The organism is Pseudomonas marvdashtae (assembly GCF_014268655.2).
In the GTDB taxonomy this organism is placed as follows: domain Bacteria; phylum Pseudomonadota; class Gammaproteobacteria; order Pseudomonadales; family Pseudomonadaceae; genus Aquipseudomonas; species Aquipseudomonas marvdashtae.
Window position 1 is genome coordinate 2,190,302 of the sequence record NZ_JABWQX020000001.1, and the last position, 25,386, is coordinate 2,215,687.

Here is a 25,386-nt window from a genome sequence, read left to right on the forward strand (position 1 = left end):
CATTGATGCACCGTTGAACGGCCCTGGTATCGCTTAGGAAGACGAGAGACGTAATGCATCCTCCATGCTAGCCAGCTTGATTTGCGTCTCCTCGTACTCATCCTCCGGCTGGGAACCACGAACGATCCCGCATCCTGCGAACAAGTGGCAATGTCCAGGTGTCATCAGCGCCGAACGCAGGGCCACGAGGAAATCGCCATTACCCCGTGAGTCCAGCCAGCCCACGGGCGCTGCGTACCAGCCCCGGTCAAAACCTTCGTTATGCCGAATGAAGTTCATGGCTGTCGGGCCAGGCAAACCTCCGACCGCGGGGGTGGGGTGCAAGGCCTGAATGCCGTCCAGCAAGCTGCGTCCATCGTCAAGCCTGGCGCTGATCGGGGTACTCAGATGCTGCACCGTGGCCAGCTTCAGCAGTTCGGGTCGGGTTGCTGCCTGCAAGTCGCTGACGATGCCTTTCAATCCTTGCAAAATGGTCTGCACCACCAATTGATGTTCGTGCAGCTCCTTGGGGTCCGCCAACAGATCCGCGCCCACCTTCAGGTCTTCTTCGGGCGTCACGGCGCGACGAGCGCTACCCGCGAGGGCGTGGGTGGTCAGGTAGCCTTCATGGCAACTGAGCAGGCGCTCCGGGGTCGCGCCCATGAAACAGTTGTCTCCCCGGTGCAGGGCGAACAGGTGGGCTTGGCTGCGCCGCTCGTGCAACCGGCGCATGACGGCGCCGCTGTCGAGCGTGGCATTGAGCTGATATTCGACGTGGCGGGCGAGCACCACTTTGCTCAGCTCGCCGCTGTCGATGGCCTGCAAGGCGTTGGCGACCTTGGCCTGCCATTGTGGTGCTGGCAATGCGTTGCGTTCGATGACCTGGGGGATCGACTCGGGCGAGTGTGAGGGCGCGAAAAGCTCTTCGTACGCGGCAAGACTGTTTTGTACCAGGACGGCTGGATCACTGTCGGGTTCCACCACGCACTGGCAACGCAGCCAGCGGCCGTCTCCGTTCTCGCTGAGCAACCAATGGGCAAGGTGAAAACTGGCATCGGCAAACGGTGACCAGTGCGGCGCGCGACGTTGGTGCGCGTCGAAGCGCAGGCCACCCAGCAACAGCGGTGGACACGGGCCGTCGATCACTGCGTCGGCACACAGCGCGAACCATTGACGGTTCACCTCGGCCAATCGCTGGGCCCCAGCGGCTTCTATCTGCCAGGCGCAGCCCAGGCCAAACAGCGTCAGGGCCGGTGAGTGAGCGCACCAGAAGAAGCCCTGCCGGTGCGTTTCGTAGAGCACCAAGGGATCCAGCGTCGGTGCGGGGTGCGAACTCACGGCGACAACGGGACGCTGGTACTTCAGCGCGCGCTGGTGCGCAGCTTCGAACACGTTCAACAAGGCGGCTTCGTTCATACGGCCGTGCTCTTTTTTTGCAGCCAGAACGCCGTCTGTTCCGCGATGTACCAGTGGATGATCTGATTGAACAGGCCCTCGATGAATTCGCCGTCCAGACCGGCCTCCTGTGCCCATTGTCGGCGCTGCGGCAGCATCGCCGCGACGCGGTCCGGTGCGGCGATACTGGCCTGGTCGGGCTTGAACGCCGAGGCCGCCCTGACGTATTGCATGCGCAGGCCCAGGGCGTCGATGATCTGCCGGTCGAGGGTGTCGATGGCGTGACGAATGTCCGGCAGGCCGGTGCAGTGTTCCGGGGTTTTCATACCGAGTCTCCTTGAAGATAGGCAGTGCGTTGCAGCAGGTGATGGATCACGGGGCGCGGCTGTTGCTTGAGGTAAAAATGATCGCCGTCGAACTGGCGTATGTCCGGGGTGTGCTCGCTCAGGTCCGCCCACGCTCGGGCCTGGTCCAGGCCGACGTCGGTGTCGGCCCGGGCCAGCAGTACGTCGATGGGCGCCGCCAAGCGGTCAAGCTGCGCCGGTCGCCAGGTCTCGATGGCCTGGTAGTCGCTGCGCAGGGTCGGCAGGAACAGTGCGCGCAGTTGCGGGTTGTCCCAAAGGCCTGTGGCCTCGGCGTCCTGGCGCAGAATGTCGGCGATCAGCGCGGCGTCGTCCTGGCGGTGCAGGTCACTGAGTGGTTGCCGGTGCGGGGGCGGGTGGGCCGAGACAAATACATGTTCGGCGCCGAAGCCCGCCGCCTCCAGCTGCACACCGACGGCGTAGGCCAGTGCTGCGCCCATGCTGTGGCCAAACAGCCACAGCGGGCGGATAGGCAGGTTCAACAGGGCCTGGCTGATGTGTTCGGCCAGACTGGCCAGGCAGGCAATACGCGTTTCGTTGAACCGTTCTTCACGTCCCGGATACTGCACGGCCAGCAAGTCGATATCACCCGGCAGGTGCGCCAGCCACGGACGAAAGAAACTCGCGCTGCCTCCGGCGTGCGGCAGGCACACCAGGCGGGCCCGGGGTTGGTCGCCCTCACGCAGCACGCGCAACCATGCGGACATTTCGCTGTTCATAAGGCCTGCACCTGTTCCGCCAGGGCCTTGCGGTTGACTTTGCCCAGGCGCGTCAGCGGGAACTCACGCAGCACCTGCAAGCGATCCGGCAACTTGTAGGCGGCCAGTCCACGCTCGCGCAGCCAGGCGTTGATCGTGCCCAGTTCGAGCTGTTCCGCGTGGGCCAGCACACAAGCGCAACTGCGCTCGCCCAGCAGCTCATCGGCCAATGCCACCAGCGCCACATCGCGAATCAACGGATGGCCCAGCAGCAGGTTCTCGATCTCTTCCACCGGGATTTTCTCGCCGCCGCGGTTGATCACATCCTTGGTTCGTCCTTCGACGATCAAATGGCCTTCGGGCAAGCGTCGCACCAGGTCGCCGCTGCGGTAGAAACCATCGGCGGTGAAGGCGCGCAGATTCTGTTCGCCGGCGTTGTAGTACCCGCGAATGGTGTAGGGACCGCGCACCAGCAGTTCGCCCACGGCGCCTGGGGCGACCGGCACGTCATCGGCGTCGACGATGCGGATCTCGTCATCGACGGTGAGCGGCAGGCCCTGGGTTTCGAAGATGCGCGCTTGCGGGTCATCCAGCGGGGTGAAGCACAGCAACCCTTCGGCCATGCCGTAGACCTGTTGCAGGCCACAGCCCAGTGCCGGGCCTATACGCGCGGCGATCTCGGCCTTGAGCCGCGCGCCACCGACCTGCAACCATTGCAGGCTGCTCAGGTCATGGTCGGACCATTGCGCCATTTCCAGCCACAGCAGCACCAGCGGCGGGATCAGCGCGGTATGGGTGATGCGTTCGCGCTCGATCAGTTCGAAGGTGGTGTCCGGACTGGGCTCGGGTGCCAGCACGAGGGTAGCGCCGACACTGAACACCCCGAGCGCGCCGGGTGAGGCCAAGGGGAAGTTATGGGCCACGGGCAACGCCGCCAGGTAGCGGGTGTGGCTCTCGAAGCCGCATGCGCGGGCCGCCAGGCGCGCATTGCAGGCGTAATCGTCATGGGTGCGCGGGATGAGTTTTGGCAGGCCGGTGGTGCCGCCGGACAGCAGCAGCACGGCGACTTCCCGTGAGTCTGGCGCGGGCAGCGGACGAGGGGCAGCAACGCAGTCGCCCAGGTCGACGAACTCCTCGGCCGCACCGATCACAAAGACCTGTTGCAGGCTCGGCGCCTGTTCACGCAGGACGCGCGCCAGCGGCCGATAATCGAAGCCCAGGTGTCGATCCACAATCACGTAGGCCACGGCCTGGCTCAGTTGGGCCAGGTGGCGCAGCTCATGTTCGCGATGGGCCGGCAGGGCGAACACCGGAATCACACCCAGGCGCAGCAGGGCGAAGGTCAGGCTGAAAAACTCGGCGATGTTCGGCAGTTGCACCAGCACCCGCTGGCCGGCGCGCAGGCCCCGGTCGGCAAGGCCGGCGGCCAGGCGGTCGGCCTGCAGGTCGAGTTCGGCGTAACTCCAACGCCGCTGACCGTCCACCAGCGCCTCTTTGTGCGGCGTGCGCTGCGCCTGCTCGCGCAACAGTTGGCCCAACGGCACGCCTTGCCAATAGCCGTGTTCGCGATAGCGGCGGATAAAGTCCTCGGGCCAGTCGGTGCATCCATCAAGCATGGCAATCTCCTTGAGCAGTCGGGCAACCCAGCAAACGGGCGCCGTGCAGAATCAGCGGGTGCGCCAGGCCGGCGATTCGCACTGCCTGTACGCCGGTGTATTCGGCCGGCTGGATACGCAGCAACGGGTCGTCGCCGGTCAGCAGGCTGAGGGCGGTGTGATCGGCGGGGTGCACGCCCAGGTGGATCGCCGCCAGGCCCGTTGCGCCGTTGGGGTGAATCATTCGGAGCGGATGCTGGGCCGGCTCATAGGGCGTGACGAGGAAGGGCAGGCGGTCGTGGCGCGGGTAGACGAAACGAAAGCGCGTCTGGCTGCCATCCGCGCAGGTACGCCGCCAGTTCACCGTGCGGCCCATGGCCACGCCGCAGCCCGTAAGCCCCTTGAGGCGCGGCGCCAGCGCCGGGGTCTCGCACAGCAGCGCGAGGTCGCAGAAACCTTCGCCCTGGGCGGCCCAGCGCAACATCCGGCGCCCGGCGCCACGGCCGGCCAGGCAGTCGATGGGCCACTTGAAGAGCCAGGCGTGACGCGGTGTGGTGAGCAACTCGATGATCGGCCCCTGGCTGAACCAGATGTGCGCGTGTTGCGCGCGGGCCTCGGCGGTGGCGTAGGTCACTTCGAAACCGGCGGCGCGGAAATTCGCCACGGCCTGGCGCAAGTCGCGCACCCACAGCAACACATGGCTGCAGGTGGAGGAGGATCGGGCAGTGTTCAAAACGGCAGCGCTCCGAGCAGTTGGGCGGTGTCGTCACCGCGAGGGGGTTGCACGGCGTCGGCAAGGGCCTGGAGATCGGCCAGCGGTAGCGCGCGGGGCACGGGCGGCTCAATCAAGGCGGGCATGCCGATCAGGTTGTTCATTTCGCGCCAGGCCATGGCCACTTCGGTGGCCCAGACGCCACTGCGCAGGCGTCGCGACGGTTCATCGATGTCGCGGCATAACGCGTCCAGGGCGACGCTGACCGCGTCGGGCCAGACCTGGTTGAACACCTGCCGGTAGCTCTTGGGCACCTGCGGATCGAGCAGCACCATCGTCGGCCCGGCCAGCCGTTCGCTGCCGGGGCCGGCCATGATCAGGCGGTCGGTGCTGTCCCTTGAGGCATGCAGGCGCGGGTTCCACAGCACCGGGCCGTGGGTGTCGGCCAGGTTCAGCACCCCGGCTTCACAGCCGACTTCGAGGCGATGCAGCAAGAACGAGTGGTTGTCCGGGTCCTTGGGGTGCACCTGGTTCTGCACTCGCAAGCCGATGGGTACGCCATTGAAACGGGCATCAAGCCGCGTGAAGGGTTGCCCCTCGAACGCAGGAGCGGGTGTCGCGAACGTCCAGGGCCGCAGACCACCGGCCAGGCGTCCGAGAATATCCAGCAGGGGGTAGGCCACTTGACTGTTGCAGGCGGCCTCGATGTACGCCAACCCCTGGTGATCGCGCAGGTAAGCGGCCACGGCGAGAAAGCGCCGGATCGCCAGGATATTCGGGTACAGCGTATTCACCGCATAGGCGGCCTGGCCCTGGCGTGCGGCCTGCATGCACGCGGCGATTTCGCGGTGATGCACCGGGTGCTCCTGCAAGACATGGATGCCACGGCGCAGAAACTGTTGGGCCAGGTCACCGCCGACGCCCCCGGTTGCGCCGGAGCGCACCACCACGCAGGCAATATCGACATCATCCGGCACCTGTTCGACGGTCTCGTACAGCGGCACACCATAGTGGTCGGCGCAGGCTTTTGAGTAGGCGTTGCCGCGAGACAGGATGCCCACCAGTTGGTAGCGATCATGGGCGCGGGCCAGGGCTTGCAGGTAGATGCGACCGAATGCGGTGCCGGCCACGATCACGCGTTTACGCGCAGGGGCGCTGTTCATGGACAAGTCTCCGGGAGGCGAGCCCACTGGGCCAGCGTGTGGTCATCGGGCAATTGGTCGAGTAGCTCAAGATCCAAGGCGGCCTCTTCGAGGTGCGCGGCCAGTGCCGCGCGGCTCAGGCGCTGGGCGGGTACCTGGGCGACGAAGACGCGATGGCCCAGGCGCGCCAGTGGGTGCCCGGCGGCGGGCAGGCTGCGGTTGCCCTGGAACCCGGTCCTGGACAGCGCGGTTTGCCACTGCGCGAGGTTGAGGAAGGTGGCGCTGCTGAGTTGACGTTCATCATCGGCCTGGTTGAGCATGAAGGCCTGGGAGGCCATCACCCAGAACTCCTCCTGCGTGGGTTCGCTGAACACCAGCCAGCCGCCCGGCTTGAGCAAGGCGAGCAGGGTCGCCAGGGAGCGCTCGGTGTCGCGCGCGGCATTGAGCACGCCACCGGCGATGATCAGGTCCCAGTCCTGGCTGCGATAACCCTGGGCCAGGGCCGGGCGGTCGATATCGAACACGCCGTGGCGAACCCACGGCCAGTCTTGCAGGCGCTCGGCAGCCTGGTCGCTGAAATAGCGCGACACGTCGGTGCACAAGTAATCCACCGAAGCGTCGGCCAAGGCCGGCAACACCGCTTGGGTGGTCGACCCAGTGCCGGACCCGACTTCGAGCACGCGCAAAGTTGCATCAGCTGGCTGGCGCGCAGCCCAGGCGCCGACCCAGTGGGCGACGGCGCGATGCTGGTACTGCGCCGCCAGGCTTTCGCGGTACAACGCCGCCGCGCGTTCGGTGCGTCCTTCGGGAAACAACAGGTGCACGGCCGCACAGTCGCCGCGCATCAGCGCCGGCAATTGACGTGCATTCTCCCGAGCATATTCGAGGGTGCCGCTGCCACCGGTGTTGCGCGCCCAGTCCAGGGTCAGTTGCGTCCAGATGTCCTCCAGAGCGGCGTCACTCCAGTCACGGGCGGCAAGGGTGGGATGCAGTTGGGTGCCTGCGCGGCGCAACAGGCCTTGCCCTTGCAACACATCCAGCCAGCGTGCGATCAGCGCTCGGTGACCCGGCGCGATGCCGCCATGTTCCAGTGCTTGGGCGACATCGTTCAGCGGTGCGGGCAGCAGGCCGCAATGCTCCAGGCCGTTGAGCATCGACAACAACGCGGCGTGGCCCAACCGATCGTTGAGTCGTACCGCTTCGACGAGCCGTTCGGTGGAAAACTGTTGGTCGAGGGCGGCTTCAGTTTCATCCAGGTAATCCTCGACCCATGCGGCCTCGCAAGGGTGAGGCACGGCGAACAAGGTCTGGCCGTGCAGCGCGACGCTGCTCACGTCGGGATGCCCAAGGGCACGTTCGCGCCAGCGTTGATGTTCGAGCTTGACGCTGGCCAGGTCACACCATTCACCGAGGGCATCCGTAAACCCCAGGACCCTGCAATCGAGCTGCGCCGCCGCCCGCTCGGCGAGTTGCCAGTCGCCCGGTTGCGCCGTGACGAATAGCACCTGTTCCAGATAGCTAAGGTCGGTCAACGGCAGGGCGGGGAAGTCCAACAGCCGTTCCAGTTGCTCGGCGTTCATCACCACCACGGCGGGGCGCTGGCGTTCGATGACCGCCAACAGACGTGCCGGGGAGCGTTGATGAGTGCCCAGGTCAGTCAGGGCGGGCAAATGCCATGGAAACGCGCCCACCGGCAGATCAGTCAGCAGGATGTCTACGTGCAGCGTCATCAAGAAACTCCTACGGCGTGAAACAAACGTTGCCCGGCGGCCGCCAGCGGGTCGGTGGCCGCGGGCCAAACTTCGAGCAACTGGAAACCCTGGGCCTGCAAGGCTTGGCGCCATGCATCGGGCGCGATGAAGACTTCATCAGTCTCACGCAGCGGCGCACCGGCGGGCGGTGACAGCAGCAGGTGCATGAAGGTCAACATGGCCGGGTTGTCGGCGATGGATTCGCTGAACAAAAGGCTTGCGCCGTCTCGCAGGCAGGCACGAATCTGCCCGAGGCTGCGGGACAGATCGCGGGCGTTGTGCAGCACATTGCCGGCGATCACCAGGTCCTGGCTGCGGGCCTCGATGCCTTGCTCGGCGAAGTCCCGGTCCAGGTCGAGCAAACCGACGTGCATGCCCGGTTCCAGGCGAAACTCACGCTGGGCCGCCCCGGTGAAAAGCGAACTGATGTCGGTAAAGCGATAGTCCTTTTCGCGTGCTTGCAACGCTGCCAGCACGGCGCGAGTGGTGCAGGCGGCACCACCGCCCAACTCCAACACCCGCAGCACATCGCCGAGGGCACGGACTTCGCTTGCCCGTGCGGCGAGGGCTTGATTCATCGCTGCGGTGAAGTGGTTGCGCTGGTAGGCCCCGAGCACCGCGACGGGGTCGCCCGATTGCACCAGCAACGGCGCCAGGGCGAGTTGATCGCGCAACAGGTCAGGCAAGCATTCGATGACCTGGCGGTGCAAGGTGGCCATGCTGCCCGGGAAGCCCAGTTCGGCGTACAGCCCGGGCAGGTTTTCCACGGCGGCCTTGGGTGGCGTGCCCTGCCAGGCGAGGCGTCCGGCGTCTTCGCGCAGCGCACCGGCGCGGGTCAGCGCCGCCAGCCAGCGCCGCACGATCCAGGCATGGCGGGGGGCCGTGCCCAAGGCCTGGCTGATTTGCCCGGCGCTGCGCCAGGCCTGCAATGGCAAGGCCTGGGTGTGCAGCAACACCTGGGCCATCACGCCCTGGCTCACGTGTTCAAGTTCATTCAGGGCATTGTTCATAGGCAACCTTCTTCGACGCTGTGCAGGTGATCGAGCGGGCCATGCAGCAGGTTCAGCGCCCGGATCGCCGAGGTGCGTTGCAGGCGTTCAAGGCTGGCGGCGGGTGGCAACGCCTGGGCGGCGTAATGACAGCCGGCGGCGATTTCCCCGTTCGCCACGCTGACCACCGTGGCCGCGGCCATTGCCCCGGTCAGCGCCGCATTGCCCGCGCCGCTGAGCACCAGGCTGCGGATGCGCGCCTGGCCCTCCCACAGCCCGTCGAGTTGCAGCAGCAACGTGACAAAGGGGGCCTGGCCGCTGAGGTCCAGCCGGCTGGCCTCGCACAACCGCCGCACCGCTTCGGCGCGCGGCAGGCTGTGGGCCAGGTCCAGCGCCTTGAGCACATGGCCGTCGGTGATCACGTTGAACCATTGGCCGACCTCCAGGCGCAGGTCCCAGGCCAGGCTTTCACCTTCCTGGTTCAAATAGGGCAGCAGGTGAACCTGGCCGGGGAAACACGGCAGCAGCACGTCTTGGCTGCGGCGTAGCGCTCGGCTGCACCGGCCGTTGCGCCAGGCCGCCAAGGGTTCGTTGGTGCCATTCACCGCGCCTTGCAGGAAGTCATCGGCGGCCACGGCCGTGAAGTGGTCACGCAGGCCGAAATAGCTGGTCAGTCCGAGGACCTGGGTGAAGGCCTGCTCGGCCAGCCAACGGGGCAGCAAGCCGGTAAGCCCCGGTTGCAGGCCGGCACCGAGGACGGCGCAACGGTTGCGCCACTGGTGTGGCTCAAGTGTCATCTCGCCGGCCGCATCCACGTAATGCGCATCGGTTTGCAGCGCCGCCCGTGCAGCACGGTCGGCCAATCGCCAGGAGGGTCCGGCGCAGTTGAGCAGCACCTCGCAGCCATGGGCGAACCCGGCCAGGGCAGCGGCATCATTGAAGTCCACTACGCTCATTTGCAGGCGCGCGTCGGGCCATTGCTGCTGGAGCGATGCCAGGCAGCGGGCACCGTTGCGTGGGTCACGCCCGCCCAGGCGCAGCGCGTTCACGCCCAGGCTCAACAGCGCCCGAGCGCTGGCCAGACCGACATCGCCACTGGCACCCAGCACCCCGATCAGCATGGCTGGGCCTGCGCATTCAGGCGCCAGCCACCGGCGCGCTGGCGATCACGCCAGAACCCGGCGTAACGTCCGTCGAGGGCCAGCAGTTGCGGGTGAGTGCCGGCTTCCACGAGGCGGCCCTGGTCCAGCACCAGAATCTGGTCGGCGGCCATGATGGTCGGCAGGCGATGGGCAATGACCAGCACCGTCGAACTTTGCTTCAAGCTACGAATCGCCGCTTGTACAAAGGCTTCGTTGTGCGGATCCAGTGCGGCAGTGGCTTCATCCAACAGCACGATCGGCGCGCGTTTGAGCAACGCCCGAGCCAGGGACACCCGCTGGCGTTCGCCACCGGACAGCGCCGCGCCGCCTTCGCCCACCGGAGTGAGCCAGCCCTGGGGCAGGCGCGCGACAATTTCATCGACGCCGGCGAGGCTCGCGGCCTCAGCCACCTGCTGCGCACTGGCGTCCGGCTTGCCGACGCGGATATTGGCTTCGAGGCTGTCGTCGAACAGGTAGACGTCCTGCATCACCAGCGACAGTTGCGCCATCAAGGCCTCGTTGGACAGTTCGCGCACATCGACGCCGCCGACCTTGACGCTGCCTTCGGTCACATCGAAAAACCGCATGAGCAGGCGCGTGACGGTGGTCTTTCCCGAGCCCGAGGCGCCGACAATTGCCGTCATCGAATGAGCCGGTGCGTGGAATGTCAGGTCGCGCAGCACCGTCGGGCCACTGGCGTAGGCGAAGTTGACGTGTTCGAAGGCAAAGCTGCCGGGGTCGCTCAACGGCTGACTGGCTTGGGGCTGCGGCAATGGCGGCTCGCGCAGGATGCCGACCAGTTGGTCCAGGTCGTTGCCGGCCATGCGCAACAGCCCGCTGCGTGCCGCCGCCTCGGCCAATGGCCCGACAAACCGTGCCGCCAAGGCGAGCAGGGCGACCAGTTGAATCGCGTCGATGTCGCCTCGGGTCGCCAGGGCGATGCCCACGCCCACCAGCAGGGCGAAGGCCAATTGCACGGTCAGGCCGCCGGCCAGCAATTTCGGAAAAGTCTGGGACACCATCGAGCCGCCGGCCTGTTTCTGCGCCAGATTGGCCGCCTGCAACGGCGCGTATCCCTCTTGGGTGCGGCCAAAGGCCCGCAGCACTTGCTGGTAGCGGGCGAACTCCACCACGCGATTACCGGCGAGGGTTGCGGCGGCTTCGACCCGGGCATCGTTGTGGCCGATGGCATCGGCTGACCATCGATGGCTGAAATAGATCAGCGGTGCGCACAGCATGGCGGTCAGGCCCAGGCGCCAGTCGAAGATGAACAAGGTCAGCGCGACCGTGGCCGGCACCACCACCCCGGACACCACCGGTCCCAGGTAATGCGCAAACAAGCCGGTAACCATCAGCGTGCCGCTGGTGGCGCTGCGCGACAGGCGCCCGACTTTCTCCGAGTTGAACCAGCCCAGGGGCAGGCTGGCCAGATGTTGCCCGAGGCGATCATGCAAGGTGGTCAGCACCACCAGCGCGAGTGCAAAGCCCTTCATCGCCTGCTGGTAATGGGCGATGCAGGCCAGCGCGGCCATCGCCGCGAGGCCGGCCAGCCACGCCATCGCCGTGGACAGATCACCGGCAAACAACGCGTGAAGGATCGGCACCAGCAGCGCGACGGCCAGGCCTTGCAACACGGCGCTGGTCACCAGCCACGCGAGGTATCGGTAGAGGCGTGCGGCATGCGCCGGCCCCAGTAACGTGACAAGACTGCGGATCACAGGGACATCTCCAACTCGGGGACGGAGTGCTTGGCGCCGGCGCGCCACAGCTGGGCATAGGCGCCGTTGGCCTGCAGCAGGGATTGGTGACGACCGCTTTCAAGCACGCGGCCTTGATCGAGGACGACGATCTGGTCCACGCCGCTGATACTCGCCAGGCGGTGCGCGATCACCAGCACTGTGCGACCCCGGGCCAGGGCCGACAGGGCGTCCTGGATCAGCGCTTCGGATTCGGGGTCGGCGTGGGAGGTGGCCTCGTCGAGGATCAGCACCGGCGTGTCGGCCAACAGCGTGCGGGCGATGGACAGGCGTTGCGCTTCACCGCCGGAGAACATCGCATCCTCGCCGATCACCGACTGATAACCCCGGGGCAGGGCCTGGATGCGCGGGTGAATCTGCGCCGAGCGGGCTGCCATTTCCATCTCTGCGTCGCTGGCCTCGGGGCGGCCCAGGCGCAGGTTATCGGCCACGGTCCCATGCACCAGTTGCGCGTCCTGCAAGACGAAACCGACCTGCCGGTACAGCTCGCGTGGATCGATCTCCCGCACATCGACGCCACCGATCCGCACGCATCCTGCGTTGACGTCGTGAAAGCGTGGTACCAGTTTGGCCAGGGTCGATTTGCCCGCGCCGGAGGCTCCGACCAGGGCGGTCACGCTGCCGGCCGGGCAGTGCAGATCGACGCCGTTGAGGATCGGGTGCTCGGGGTCGTAGCCGAACTGCACCTGTTCAAAGGTGATGTCGCTGCCCTGGGGCTGCTTGGCGACTTTCGGCGCGGGCAGCTCTTCGACCTTGAGCAGCGCTTCGATGCGGTCGGCCGCCGCCAGGGCGGTGCGTTGCGCGGTCAGGCTCTGATTGATCACCAACAGCGACTGGGGAATCACCACTGCCACCAAGGTCTCGGCGAACAATTGCAGCGGCGTGATCCAGCCCTCGGCCAGCAACAGGCTGCCCACTCCCAGGCTCACCAGCAGAATCACCGGGACACTCAAGGCCATCGAGGAAAACGCCTCCAGGCGCAGCAGCGGTTTGACCCAGCCGGCGTATTGCTCGCTGAACTGACTGACCGCCTGTTGATAGCTGCGATGGGCCTGGCCCACCTGGCCGAACGCCTTGACCACGGCGATGCCGTGGACAAACTCGACAATGGCGGCGCTGACCCGGCTCATGCTCCTGTCCAGCAACTGCATCTTGGCGCCGAAGCCGCGCATCATCAGGGCATAGGCCAGCGCATACACCGGCAAGGTCAGCACCGCCAGCAGCGCCAGGCGCCAGTTCAGCGTGGCCAGCCACACCAGCCCCGCCAGGGGCGTGACGATGGCCGCGGTGAGTTCCACCGCATGGTGGGCGACCAGGTGATGCAGGTCTTCCAGATCGTCCTGCACCACTTTGCGCACCGCCCCCGAAGTGGTGTCGGTGTACCAGCCCAAAGGCACGCGCCCCAACTTGCGCACCATGGCTTCGCGCAGGCTGGCCTGCAGGCGATGGTCCGCCAGGTGGGTCAACCACAGGGCCACGCCGTTCGCCATCCAACCCAGGCTCAACGCGATCACCACCAGCGCCGCCCAGCGCCACAAGGTTTGAGGGTCGACGCTGCCAGCCAGCAGCAACCGGCCCAGCTCGGTCAGGCCGATGAAGGGCACCAGATTGACCAGTGCGCCGACCGCGGCAAACGCCACGCCGATGCGAATCAGCCGGTTGACCGGACGTTTCAGGGTATCCAAAGCGCTCGTCATGAGTTTTTCCGTAGCGCGTCCAGCAGATGCGCGGTGACGGTGTGGACATGAGGCGGTTCGATCACGCTGAAGTGATTGCCGGGCACGTCGATCAACTCGAAGCGTCCCAGGCACGCGTCCTCCCAGAACGGTGCCGCCAGGTGGCCGACGCCGCCGGTGATGCCGAACGATTGCTGCTCCAGGCAGCGCAGGTAGGTCATGTTGCCGAGGAACGGCGGCGGGTCGAACCGTGCCGCGCGCATGCTGTGGCGGCACACGCGAAACAGCGTCGGCACCAGTTCCGGGCCGATGGGCACCCCGGCCTGGCCCGATGCCAGGCGCGCGTACTCGGCCAGGCGTTCTTCCTGGCTGCGCGCCGATTGTTGCTGTACCGCCAGCGCCAGGGCTTCCAGGCCCGGGTCGCCGCTCAACGCAGCCATGGCCCCGGCCGGCACGCGGCGATTGTCGCGGGCCATCAGCAGATCGATGGCGCGGTACACGTCATAGTCTTCGATGTGCGCGCCGAACACGGTCTTCACCGGATCCAGGTTCAGGTTGGGCACGAAGATCGCCTCGTAGGCCAGCTCCTCGTCGGTGTCGATGAACATCGGAATGCTGTCGATCAGACTCAAGTCCACCACATCCATGCCGCGTTCGAGCAGGCGCCGGGCGACCTCGGTGGCGAGCAGCCCGCCGAGGCAGTAACCGATCAACTGGAAGCGCTGGTGACCGTCGGCAATCAAGCGTTCGGCGTAGTCCTGGGCCACGCTTTCGATCAGGCGCTTGGGTTCCAGCGCCAGGTAGCGCTCAGTGTCGGCCACGGCAAAGCCGATCACCGGCCCGGCTTGTTGTTCGGCCAGGGCGCGACCCAGGTGTTGGAAGTAATCCAGCGTGCCAAGGGCGGCATGGAACATCACCCGTACCGGTCCGGCTTCGCCACCGCCAAACGGCACCACCAACGCATTGCTGCTGGATGAACGCTGGGCTTCGCCGCCAGCAGCAGTGGCGGCTGGCGCGCTTTCGCCGTGGTTGAGCAGGCGCGCCAGGGCGGCGACATTCGGCTCGTTGAGCATCTGCCGCAGCAGTGTGTCGTAACTCAAGCCTTGGGCCTGGGGCAGCTGTTCACGCAGTTGACCGGCGACCCGGGCGAGGATCAGTGAGTCCGCGCCTTTTTCATAGAAACTGTCGTTGACGCCAATCTGCGTCAAGCCCAAGGCCTCGGCCCACAGCCGGCAAAGCTCGGCGGTAAGCGGATCGCTCGGTGTCGCCTGGTCATTGGACACCTGGGCATCAACGGCGGGACGCAGGCCGGCCAGGGTCTTGCGGTCGATCTTGCCGTTGGCGGTCAATGGCATGTGATCAAGCACTTGCAGGTGCGCCGGCAGCATGTAATCGGGCAAGCGCTGGGCCAGGGCGCGGCGCAGGCTGTCGACATCCAGGCGCCGGTAGCCGGCCTTGAAACGGGCGGCGAACACCTGCATGCCGAGGGCGGCCAGCGGGTGTCCGGCCTGGGGCAGGGTGGGCAGGCATTCTCCACCGAACGCCTGGATCCGCGCCTGCCAAGTCTGCGCGTCGTGCAAACCGCTACGGCCCAGGTCGTGGTCGCCGTTGACCGGGGTCATCATGAAGCCCTGGGTCAGCAGGATCGGCGGCCATTCGCCGGTGGGTTCGCTGAACACCAACCAGCCACCGGGGCTGAGCAATTCAGTGATCCGGGCGAGCGCTTGGTCGACGTCCTTGACGCTGTTGAGCATGCCCGCGCAGAGCACGACATCGGCGCTGTTGCTGGCGAGCCCTTGGGGTCGGATATCCTGGTCGATGTCGAGCACGCCGTAACGCACCCAGGCGTGCTCGGCAAAACGTTGCTTGGCCGCCGGCAAGAAAAAAGCGGTCATGTCGGTGAACAGGTAATCAACGTCCAGGCCATCGAGCAGGCCGATCACGGGCGCGCTGGTGGCCCCGGTGCCGGCGCCGACTTCCAGGATGCGCAGCGGCCCGTCGCCGTCATGGTGCGTGGCGAGGCGATTGATCAGGGCCGCGATGCTGTGATTGTTGTAGCGCGAGACGGCGTCCCCGCCGTACAGCTGCAACGCCAGGTCCTGTTGGCCTTGGGGAAACAGCAGGTCGAAGGGGTTGACCTCACCCTTGAGCAGTTGCGGCAATTGCCAGACATGGTTGAGCTGGTAGTCGAACAGCGCCTGGCTGCACAGCCCCGAGGCGACCGCCTGTTCTACCCGGCCCCAGGCCAGCGCCGGCTCGGGTGCCGGTTTCGCCAGTCGATAGCGCGATTGTTCCAGTTGTAGCAGGCCCGCCTCGCACAGCGAGCCCAGCCAGCGCCGCACCAGCCAGTGATGGCGTGGCTGTGCCTGCAAGGCGTTGAGAATCGCCGGGGCATCGGGTTCGGCCAGCTCGCCGCTGAACAATCCGGCCTTGAGCATGACTTCCAGCATCGAGCTCAGCGCCGCAACCTTGAGGTCTGTCTGATAATCGCGAACGTATCGTGCGTCGAAGGTGCCGACCTGGTTGTCGGCATAACGATTGATCGTCGTCAGCAACGACGCGTCTGGCAGCGGTTCCGGTGCAGTCTGCGCAGCGGTGACGAAAGCCATCAGGCTCCGCTCGCCGGATGCGTCACCGGTGACCAGACTGATGGCGCTGTCCACGCCAGGGGTGGCGAGTAATGCCGCGTCGATCTCGCCCAGTTCAACGCGGTGCCCGCGGATTTTCACTTGACCGTCTTCACGACCGAGGAACTCCAGCTCGCCGCCCGGCAGGTAGCGTCCACGGTCGCCGGTGCGATACAGGCGCTGGCCGTCAACGGGATGGGCGAAGAACCGCGCCTCGCTCAGCGCCCGGTCGCCGAGGTAACCCTGGGCCAGGCCGACACCGGTGATGTACAGGTCGCCAGGCACCCAGGTCGGCGCGTCGCGCCATTGCCTGTCGAGCACGCGAAAGCCCTGGTTGGCCAAGGGCAGGCCATAGGGAATGCTTCGCCATGTCGGGTCAATCGCGCCGATCGGGTGCAGGTTGGACCAGATCGAGGCTTCGGTCGCGCCACCGAGGCCCACCAGGGCCAGTTCGGGCAGGAGCTGCTTGAGCTGCGGCGGCAGGTTCAGCGGGATCCAGTCACCGGACAACAACGCCAGGCGCAGGCTGTCCAGCGGCCGCGGTTCGGCATGCAAGTAATGAGCGAGCATGTGCAGTTGCGCAGGCACCGAGTTCCACAGCGTCACTTGGTGACGCTGTATCAGTTCGGCCCAGTGCGACGGGTCGGCGCCACGGGCCGGGTCGGTCAGCACCAGTGCGCCACCCACGGCGAGGGGACCGAAGAGGTCGTATACCGACAGGTCGAAACTCAGTTGTGCCAAGCCGAGCACGCGGTCCTTTGCATTGACCCGAAATCGCCGGTTGATGTCTTGCACGGTATTGAGGGCGGCGCGATGGCTGATCATTACGCCTTTGGGATCGCCCGTGGAGCCGGAGGTGAAGATCACGTAGGCGAGGTCATCGGCGCTGCCGTCGACCGCTGTGAAGTCGGCTGGAGCCGGTGCCAGTTGATCCACCGCGTGCCAGCGCAGACCATCGGCCAGCGGCGCATTGGGCAAGGCGTGAGACTGGCCGAGCACATGGCGCACCTGGGCGCTGCGCAGCACGCGGTCGCGGCGGGCGGCCGGGGCATTGCTGTCGAGTGGCAGGTAGGCGGCCCCGGCAAGCAATACACCGTAGGCCGCCACGACCTGGTCGAGGCCTTTGGGCATGAGGATCGCCACCGGTTCCTCGACGGTGCAACCGGCCTGGCACAGGGTGGCGGCGACGGCCAGGGCGCGTTCGACGAGTGCGGCGTAGGTCAGGCTGCCGTTGGCGTCGATCACCGCCAGAGCCTGCGGATGTGCAGCGACCATGGCCAGCAGGCCATCGTGCAAACGGCCGGTGGGTACGGGTGCGGCAGTGGCATTCGCCGCCAGGCGCTCACGCTGTTGCCAGGCCGGCAGGGCCACGTGCATCGGTTGCTCCCAGGCGGCCGGGTCCAAGGCCAATCGCTGCAGTTGGGCCAGGAACGCCTGCTGCATGTCATCGATCAACCCGTCGGGGAACACGCCTTGGCGCACGTCCCAATGGATGTGCAAACCATGGCGGTCATCCATTACCTGGCAATCGAGCGTGACTTGCGGGGTCTGGGTAATGCCGTGGCCTACCCGACGCTGACTCGCCGCCGGTGGTTCGATTGCCAAGCCGATGGCGCTGGTGAACACCACCGGCATGGCCGCGGCTTCACGGCCACGACGGCGGCCGATTTCACGCATCACTTCGATGCCGGAAAACAGCCGGTGCTCCAGGTCGGCAAACAGCTGGCTGCCCAATTGCCGGGCCTGCTGGGTGAAGTCCTGGTCTTGAGGATCGTTGACCTGGAGCAGGCTGACGGAGGTGAAGTCCCCCACCAATCGATCCACCTGCGGGTGCAGCGGCAAGCGGTTGAGCAGCGTCAGATTGAGGCTGAAAACGGGTTGCTGGCTCCAGCGTTGCAGGGTGCCGACATAGCTGGCGAGCACCGCAATGGACGGGGTCAGGCCGCGTTCGCTGGCGGCTTTTTTCAAGGCGTTCCAGTGTGGCTGGTCGAGCTGCGCGGAATGTCGCTGGAAGCGCGCAACGGCCGTGTCTTCACCACTCAGGGGAGCGGGCAGTTGCGGTGCGGCGGGCAAGTCGTCGACGCGCGCCAGCCAATATTCGCGGTCGCGTTGATGGCGGCTGCCTTCGAGCAGGCCACGCTCGGCCAGCAGGTAGTCGCGGAAGGTGATCTCCAGGGGCGGCAGGGCGGCTTGGGGATCGTCCAGCAGCTGTTCCAACTCGTTGAACAGCAACTGTGCGCTGGCCCAGTCGGCAATCAGCGAGTCCATGGAAAAATGCAGGGTATCGCCATTGTCGCTGCGGCTCATGCGCAGTTCGAACAGCGGCCATTGATCAGTGGGGTAGAGCTTCTGCTCCATGGCTTGGCGGATCTGCTGCACGCTGTGCTGACGCTGTTCGACCGTGGCGTCGCGCAGGTCTGTGACGGCCACGGAATAAGGGCTTACTTCGCCGAGGACACGTTGCGAGCCCTCGCTGGCAATCACCGCGCGCAACATGTCGTGGCGCTCGATCAGACGGTTCCAGGCGTGTTCTACCTGCTGCGGATCGAGCGCCGGCCAGCTCAGTTCCAGGTAACCGTGGCAGGCCACGTTGCCGTAGCCAAACGAAGATTGGCGGCCCAAGAGGTAGGCGTTCTGCACATCGGTGAGCGGGAAGGGTGCGTGGTGGTTCACCGGGTCAGCCTGGACCAATGGCCGTTCCTGTACTTCGAGCAGGTGCAGGATCTGTTCTTTGTGCTCGCGCAGTTGTGCCAGGCGCTCGGCATTGAGCAGGCCTTGGGGCGCGCGGAATTTCAATTGTCCGTCCTGGGGCCAGAGTTCGACGCCCAGGGACTTGAGTTCACTTAGCAGTTTGGCGGCGGGCATGGGTACAGCTCCTGGAGAAAAGAGGGGTTGTGCGGGCATCAGATGACGCCCTCTTCAACGGTGGCCGAGTTGGGCTGGCGCTCAAGGATCTGCGCCACCTCCGTCAAGGTGGCGGCGCCGAACAACTGGCCCATGGGCAGTTCAACGCCCAGGCGGGTACGCAGCATTTCGAGAAAACGCGTGGCCAGGAGGCTGTCGCCACCGAGTCGGAAAAAGTTGTCGTGGCGCGACACGCTCGGCACGTTGAGCAATTGCTGCCAGAGTTCGGCGATCACCTGTTCGTCCGGGCGCAGCGGTTGCTCGTCGACCACCGGGCGCGTTTGGGCGGCGTCGGCCAGGGAGGCCAGCAGCGCCCGGCGGTCGACCTTGCCGTTGTTGCTCAGAGGCAAGCGTTCCAGCACCAGGATCTGCTCCGGGCGCATGTACCCCGGCAGGCATTGCTCCAAGTGTCGCGCCAAGGCCTGCGCGTCGGTGCTGGCGGTGACGGCGGCCATCAGCCGGTTATCCGCGACCAGTGCCACCGCTGTGCTTACGCAGGGGTGGCGGGCGAGGGCGGCTTCGATTTCGCCCAGCTCGATGCGATGGCCGCCAATCTTCACCTGGCTGTCAGCGCGGCCGAGAAACTCCAACAAGCCGTCGGGGTGGTAGCGACCCAGGTCGCCGGTGCGGTACCAGCCATCGACGAAGCGCTCGGCGTTCAACTGTGGCGCGTGACGATAGCCGCGGGCGACGCCGGCCCCACCAATCCACAGCTCTCCGGTGACCCAATCCGGACAGTCGCGGCCCAGGGCATCGACCACCCGGTAGGCCTGGTTCGCCAGCGGCACGCCGTAGGGGATCGAGCGCCAACCCGGCAAGGGTTGTTGCACTTGGAAATGGTTCGACCAGATCGCCGCTTCGGTGGCGCCGCCCAGGGCGATAAAGCGGCAGCCGGGGGCCTGTTGCCGCAGGCGTTGCGGCAGGTCGAGGCCAATCCAGTCACCCGACAGCAGCGCCACTTTCAGGCCCAGTGGCTGGTGGTCGTGGGCGTTGGCTTCGAGCAGCATGTCGAGCAGGGCCGGCACGCTGTTCCACAGGGTCACGCCATGCCGTTGCAACGCCTTGAGCCAGGCCCGCGCATCGCGGCGCTGATCCTCTTCGATCAACACCAGCGCACCGCCCACCGACAGCAGGCCGAACAAGTCGTATACCGAAAGATCGAAGTCCAGCGCTGACAGCGCCAGTGTGCGGTCGCTGGCCTCGATGCCATGGCAGCGGTTGATCTCGGCCACGGTGTTCATTGCCGCGCGGTGGGTGATCTCCACGCCCTTGGGCTGGCCAGTGGAACCGGAGGTGTAGATCACGTAGGCCAGTTCTGCGGCCGGGACGGCGAGCGGCGCCGACAGCGGCTCAGCTTCCAGCGCGTGAAGCGGATCGAGGTGTTTGACGCTCGACAGCTGCGGGTCGTGCCCGGCAAGCATCAGGCTCACGCCGGCCTGTTGCAGGATGCGTTGGCGGCGCTGCAACGGTTGGTCGACACCCACCGGCAGGTACGCGGCACCCGCGGCCAGAATGCCCAGCACGCTGGCGATCTGTTGGGGGCCCTTGGCCAGGGACACGGCCACCAAGTCGCCCGGCACCACGCCTGCGTCCACCAGGCTGCGCGCAATGCGCAGCGCCCGGTCGGCGAGTTCGCCATAGCTCAGCGTGCCGTGCTCGCCCCACAACAGCGCCGGGCGTTGTGGCGCTTGGCGTGCCTGTTCGAAGAAGCCCTCATGCAAGGTCGGATCACCCGGCACGCTCGGGCCTGGGGCATTGAGCTGGGCGCGCAACTGCGCCTGGGATTGGGGCAGCAGGTCGGGCGGTGGGTTGTCCCAGGTGTACTCGGCCAGCCAGTTCAAGCTGTACAAATAGGCGTCGAACATCGCTTCGACAAGACCTTCGGGAAACAGGCCGACCACGTAGTCCCAGTTCAAGGCTATACCGCCGTTGGCTTCGACCACCTGATGGTCGAGCCAGACCTGTGGCGTTTGGGTCAGGCCGAAGACTTGCCGGGCAAACGGCCCGTCCTCCGGCGCGGCGGTGCCGTTCGGTACCCCGAGGGCGCTGGTGAACACCACGGGCATGCTCACCTGCTGCTCGCCATTGCCCCGAGCCAATTGCCGCAGCAGGCTGACCGAGCCGAGGCAACGGTGTTCCAGCGCCTCGCCCAGGGTTCGCTGGGTACGCCGGGCGCGGTCGACCCAGCGCTCGCCAGGCACCGGTACATAGCCCAACAGCGTCAGGGAGGTGAAGTCGCCCATGACCTCATCGATCTGGCGATGCAGCGCACGACGATCGAACAGTGTGAGGTTGAGGCTGAGGTCGGGGCGGGCACTCCAGCGGCCGAGGGTTTCGGCAAACGCGCAGAGCAGTACCGCCGACGCGGTGAGGCCGTGTTGTTGGGCCTTGGCCAGGATCGACCCCCAGGCTTGAGCGTCGATTTGCCCTTGCAGGCGCTCGAAGCGCGGTTGACCCAGACTGGCGGGGGTCACCGCCAGCGGCAGTTGCGGATGGGGTGGCAACTCGGGCAGGCGCTCCTGCCAGAAGTGTTGCGCGGCTTGCAGTTCGGCCGCGTCCACCGCGGATTGCAGTTGATAATCGCGAAACGACAGTTCCAGTGGCTGCAGCGTCAATCCGGGCTCCCGGTACAGGGCATCCAATTCTGCGTAGAAGCGCAGGATGCTCAGGGCATCGAGGATCAGGTTATCCAGGCTGATGGCCAACCGGGTGTGCCGACCATGAGTCACTGCCTGCACATCGAACAGCGGCCATTGGCCCGGATCGAACACGCGATGGGCACAGTGTTCGCGCAAGTCGTCGAGGCTGGCGTAACCCTGGCCGATCTTGAATGAGGGCAGCTGTTGCACGGGCAGGATGCGGGCCTGGCCGCATTGATCGAACACGGCGCGGAGCATTTCGTGGCGCTCGATCAAGCGCTCCAGCGCGTTCTGCAGGCGCGGCAGGTCGAGATCCTCGACGTCGTATTCGCGATAGAAGTGGCAGCTCACGCCGCCCAGTGCCAGGCTCGGATCGCGGCCCAGCCAATAGGCTTGCTGGACCTCGGTCATGGGGAAAGGCGCGTGGCGTTGCGGCAGGTCGGGCACAATCGTGCGCTGCGCTTGAGCCTGGGTCTTTCGATGCAAATCGGCACAAAAGTGTGCGAGCACCGGTTTGACAAACACCTGGGCGATGCGCGCGCCCCCCAGCCCCTGTTCGGTGAGCAGGCGCACCAGGCGGGTGGCGCTCAGGGAGTCACCGCCCAGGGCGAAAAAATTATCTTCACGGCAGACTTCACCACAGCCCAGCAACTGCTGCCAGGCACGCGCCACCTGCGTTTCGATCGCGCCGCAGGGGGGCGACAGGTTGGCCGGTACGCGGGTGTTGTTCTCGGCCAGCCAGGCGCTCAACGCTTGACGATCCACCTTGCCGTTGCCGGTCAAGGGCAACTGCGCGCAGCCCAGGATCGTGCCGGGAATCATGTAGCCCGGAAGGCGCTCGGCGAGATGCCGGGAGAGGCCCGGCGGGTCAAACCGGGTGGGCGCTTCGGGGCCGTCCGTCAGACGCACCACCGCCGCCAGTTGCTGGCCGGCCAGCAGCGCCATCGCCTGCTCGATGCCGGGCCAGGCGAGCAGGGCGATTTCGACTTCCCCGGCTTCGATGCGGTAGCCGTGCAGCTTGAGTTGGAAATCGCTGCGCCCGAGGAATTCGACGTTGCCGTCGGGGTGATAGCGCGCATTGTCGCCGGTGCGGTACCAGCGCAGGCCTTGATAGTCGACAAAGCGTTCAGCAGTGCGCACCCGGTCGCCGCGATAACCCTCGGCCACACCGGCGCCGCCGATCCACAATTCACCGGCGACCCAGTCCGGGCAGTCGTGGCCGTGCGGGTCGACGATGCGCAGGCGGACGTTATCCAATGGCGTGCCATAGGGCAGGCAGTGCCAGGGCAGCGGCTGGCCGGGCAGCACTTCGAACAGGGTCGAGTGAATGGCGGTTTCGGTGGCGCCGCCCAAGGCCATGAAGCGGCAGCCGGGGGCTTGGGCCCACAGCCGTGGCGCCAGGTCCGGAGCGACTTTGTCGCCGCCCAGCAACACCGCGCGCAGGGGCAGGCTGGCGCCGGCGGGGGCGCAACCGAGCAGCATGTCGAGCAACGCCGGCACGCAGTTGAGCACGCTGGCGCGATGCTGCAGGGCCAGTTCACGCCAGCGTCCGGCATCACGTTGCGCCTCGGGCTCGATACCGATCACCGCCGCCCCCGTCGACAGCGCGGCAAACAGGTCGAACACTGACAGGTCGAACTCCAGCGCCGACAGCGCGAGGATTCGGTCGTCGCTGTTCAGGTGCAAGCGCCGTTGCAGGTCTTGCAGGGTATTGGCGGCGGCCTGATGGCTGATTTCCACGCCCTTGGGCTCACCTGTGGAGCCGGAGGTATAGAGGATATACGCCAGGTCGCTGATCGCGCCGGGCCGCGGAGCGTCCAGCGTTGTGCGGGTGGCGGGCAGTTCGGTGAGCAATAAGCGAGCACCCGACGACTCACGGATTTTCTGGCAACGCGCCGTGGGCTGATCGACGTTGATGGGCAGGTACGTGGCGCTGGACGCCAGGATGCCCAGCACCGCGATCACCTGCTCGGGCCCCTTGGGCAGTTGCAAGGCCACCACATCGCCGCGCCGGACGCCTTGGCCTTCCAGGTAGGCCGCCACCCGCAGGGCGCGCTCGGCCAGCTCGCCGTAGTGGATGACGAGGTGATTGCCATGCAACAACGCGGGCAGTTCGGGCGTCAGGCGCGCCTGGGCAAAAAACGCTTCGTGCAGGCGCTGTACCGGCAGGGGCGTGGCCTGGCCTTGAACGCGGTTGCGGACCTCAATTTGGCTGGCGGGGATCAGCGCTGGCGGCGGCAGGTCCCAAGCCGGAGATTCAAAGCACAGGCGCTGCAACAGGCCGGTATAGGCTTCGAACAAACCGTCCAGCACCCCTTCGGCGAACAGCCCTTCACGGGCGTCGAGATTGACCAGGATGCCGCCATCCAGCTCGGTGACCTGGGCGTCGAGCCACACCTGCGGGCCCTGGGAAATGATCCAGGCCGGTTCGCCGAAACACGCCTGCACGCCTTCGGCGAACAATTCCCCCAGCCCCAGGGCGCTGGTGTACACCACCGGCGCCAGCACTTGCTCACCCCGTTGCCGGGACAGCTCGCGCAGCACCTCCAGGCCGGAAAACGCGCTGTGCGCCGCATCGCCGTGGAAGCGTCGTTGCAGGGCCGTGGCGCGAGCGGCAAAAGTGCCAGCGACGTGACCGTCCCAAGCCAGCAGGATCGATGAGGTGAAATCGCCGACCAGGCGGTCGACATCGGCATGCAGTGGCGTGCGGTTGAACAGCGGCAAATTGATCAGCAGTTCGGGCGTCTCGCACCAGGCACCGAGGGTTTCGCAGAACACCGCCGCCAGGGCCATCGCCGGCGTGAGCCCATGTTCCCGGGCGTGGCGCTCGAAGGCCTGGCGCTGGGATGGCGGCAGCCAATGGTGACGGCGCCGCACCTGGCGATCGTCGCCCTGGGTCTTGACGGGCAGGCGCGGGGCACCGGGCAACCGGTCCAGACGCTGCAACCAGTAGTCGCGGGCCTGTTGATGAAGGGTACGTTGCTCGAGGCTGGCCTGTTCACGGCGCAGGTCAGCCAGGTAACGGGCGAAGCTGTAGTGCAGCGCGGCCAGGGGCTGTTGGTGATACAGCTGCACCAGGTCGCCGAGCAGGATGCGCAGGCTCAAGGCATCGGCGGCGAGCATGTCCAGATTTAAGTGCAGGCGCGTCCCGTCGGGCAGCAGCGACAACTGGATATCCAGTACCTGACCGTGTTCAACGGCCAATTGGCGGTGGGATAGCTCCGCGCGCAACGCCTCCAGTTGTTGTTGCTGTTGATCGACGCTGGCCTGGCGCAAGTCATGCACTTTCAATCCTGGCCAAGGGCTCTGCGCGAGAACCCGCTGGCGGCCGTCGTCGAGAAACTGCGCGCGCAACATCGGGTGCCGCACCAGCAGCGCCCGAACGGCGGCTTCCAAGCGGACCGGGTCAACGTCGCGGCCATCGAATTCGTTATAGAAGTGCGCGGCCACACCGCCCAACTGCTGGCCGGGGGCGCGCCCGATCCAATAAGCGTGTTGCATCGGCGCCAGTTCGAAAGGCTGCCCTTCGTCCATCTGCACAGTGGGCGCGGCGGGGGCGGTGGTCGCCACATCGAGCAGTGCCAGCCAGGCTGACAGGCGCGGGTCGGCGATCAGCTCGGCGAAGCGCGCGGCCAGGCCTTGGCGGCGCCATTGGCCGGCGAGGCGAATCAGAGTGACGGAGTCCAGCCCCCATTCGATCAGGTTCGCCTCCAGGGGAATCTGCTCGGCGGGCAGCTCGAGGGCTTGGGAAAGGGACTGGCGCAGCAGTGTTGCGGTTGAGGTGCTGGGAGTGGCCATGGCTCAACGTCTTCTCATTACTAGGGCCCGGACCGGGGTTGGCCCAGGCGCTGGGTTGCTTGGGGGAAGATGCTAGTCATTCTCATTTTGGCAACTACCCGGATCGAATCGTTTTTGCCCCGCATCCGCGTCTCGCTCACCGGTTGCAGTGGCGTGGCGGCTGCGCGCAATGCGGGTCGGTCGCAGGATGCGGTTGGAAAATGACTTGAATCGGGTAGAG

At 66.3% G+C, this 25,386-nt stretch carries 13 protein-coding genes; all 13 read right to left on the bottom strand.

Annotated elements, in window-relative coordinates; all coding sequences use genetic code 11:
- Positions 1-33: 33 nt before the first annotated feature.
- The 13 genes from HU742_RS10090 to HU742_RS10150 are packed head-to-tail and all read right to left on the bottom strand — an operon-like array spanning position 34 to position 25,166.
- On the bottom strand, positions 34-1,395 hold the full coding sequence (locus HU742_RS10090; RefSeq protein ID WP_186642387.1) for an isochorismate synthase: 1,362 nt from the start codon (positions 1,393-1,395) through the stop codon (positions 34-36).
- Positions 1,392-1,700: an isochorismate lyase gene (locus HU742_RS10095; protein ID WP_186642388.1), complete on the bottom strand. Its 309-nt coding sequence runs from the start codon at positions 1,698-1,700 to the stop codon at positions 1,392-1,394. The genes HU742_RS10090 and HU742_RS10095 overlap by 4 nt, the downstream gene beginning before the upstream one ends.
- Positions 1,697-2,455 (bottom strand): thioesterase II family protein, encoded by a 759-nt coding sequence (locus tag HU742_RS10100; protein WP_186642389.1) that lies wholly within the window; start codon positions 2,453-2,455, stop codon positions 1,697-1,699. The genes HU742_RS10095 and HU742_RS10100 overlap by 4 nt, the downstream gene beginning before the upstream one ends.
- Entirely contained in the window at positions 2,452-4,050 is a 1,599-nt protein-coding gene (locus HU742_RS10105) for a (2,3-dihydroxybenzoyl)adenylate synthase (RefSeq protein WP_186642390.1), read from the bottom strand. The genes HU742_RS10100 and HU742_RS10105 overlap by 4 nt, the downstream gene beginning before the upstream one ends.
- Positions 4,043-4,762, bottom strand: coding sequence for a VOC family protein (locus HU742_RS10110; protein WP_186642391.1), 720 nt, complete (start codon positions 4,760-4,762; stop codon positions 4,043-4,045). The genes HU742_RS10105 and HU742_RS10110 overlap by 8 nt, the downstream gene beginning before the upstream one ends.
- Entirely contained in the window at positions 4,759-5,904 is a 1,146-nt protein-coding gene (locus HU742_RS10115) for a Gfo/Idh/MocA family oxidoreductase (protein ID WP_186642392.1), read from the bottom strand. Before HU742_RS10115 ends, HU742_RS10110 begins: the two co-directional genes overlap by 4 nt.
- On the bottom strand, positions 5,901-7,613 hold the full coding sequence (locus tag HU742_RS10120; protein WP_225923554.1) for a methyltransferase: 1,713 nt from the start codon (positions 7,611-7,613) through the stop codon (positions 5,901-5,903). Before HU742_RS10120 ends, HU742_RS10115 begins: the two co-directional genes overlap by 4 nt.
- Positions 7,613-8,644 carry a class I SAM-dependent methyltransferase gene (locus HU742_RS10125; RefSeq protein ID WP_186642393.1) on the bottom strand — a complete coding sequence of 344 codons (1,032 nt, stop codon included), beginning with the start codon at positions 8,642-8,644 and terminating at the stop codon, positions 7,613-7,615. The genes HU742_RS10120 and HU742_RS10125 overlap by 1 nt, the downstream gene beginning before the upstream one ends.
- Complete coding sequence (locus HU742_RS10130; protein ID WP_186642394.1) at positions 8,641-9,744, bottom strand: saccharopine dehydrogenase NADP-binding domain-containing protein; 1,104 nt, start codon at positions 9,742-9,744, stop codon at positions 8,641-8,643. The genes HU742_RS10125 and HU742_RS10130 overlap by 4 nt, the downstream gene beginning before the upstream one ends.
- Positions 9,738-11,483 carry an ABC transporter ATP-binding protein gene (locus HU742_RS10135; protein WP_186642395.1) on the bottom strand — a complete coding sequence of 582 codons (1,746 nt, stop codon included), beginning with the start codon at positions 11,481-11,483 and terminating at the stop codon, positions 9,738-9,740. Before HU742_RS10135 ends, HU742_RS10130 begins: the two co-directional genes overlap by 7 nt.
- On the bottom strand, positions 11,480-13,219 hold the full coding sequence (locus HU742_RS10140) for an ABC transporter ATP-binding protein (RefSeq protein ID WP_186642396.1): 1,740 nt from the start codon (positions 13,217-13,219) through the stop codon (positions 11,480-11,482). The genes HU742_RS10135 and HU742_RS10140 overlap by 4 nt, the downstream gene beginning before the upstream one ends.
- Positions 13,216-18,690 (bottom strand): non-ribosomal peptide synthetase, encoded by a 5,475-nt coding sequence (locus HU742_RS10145; RefSeq protein WP_186642397.1) that lies wholly within the window; start codon positions 18,688-18,690, stop codon positions 13,216-13,218. Before HU742_RS10145 ends, HU742_RS10140 begins: the two co-directional genes overlap by 4 nt.
- A gap of 38 nt (positions 18,691-18,728) precedes the next feature.
- Positions 18,729-25,166, bottom strand: a complete 6,438-nt coding sequence (locus tag HU742_RS10150) for a non-ribosomal peptide synthetase (protein WP_186642398.1) — start codon at positions 25,164-25,166, stop codon at positions 18,729-18,731.
- Positions 25,167-25,386: the final 220 nt, after the last annotated feature.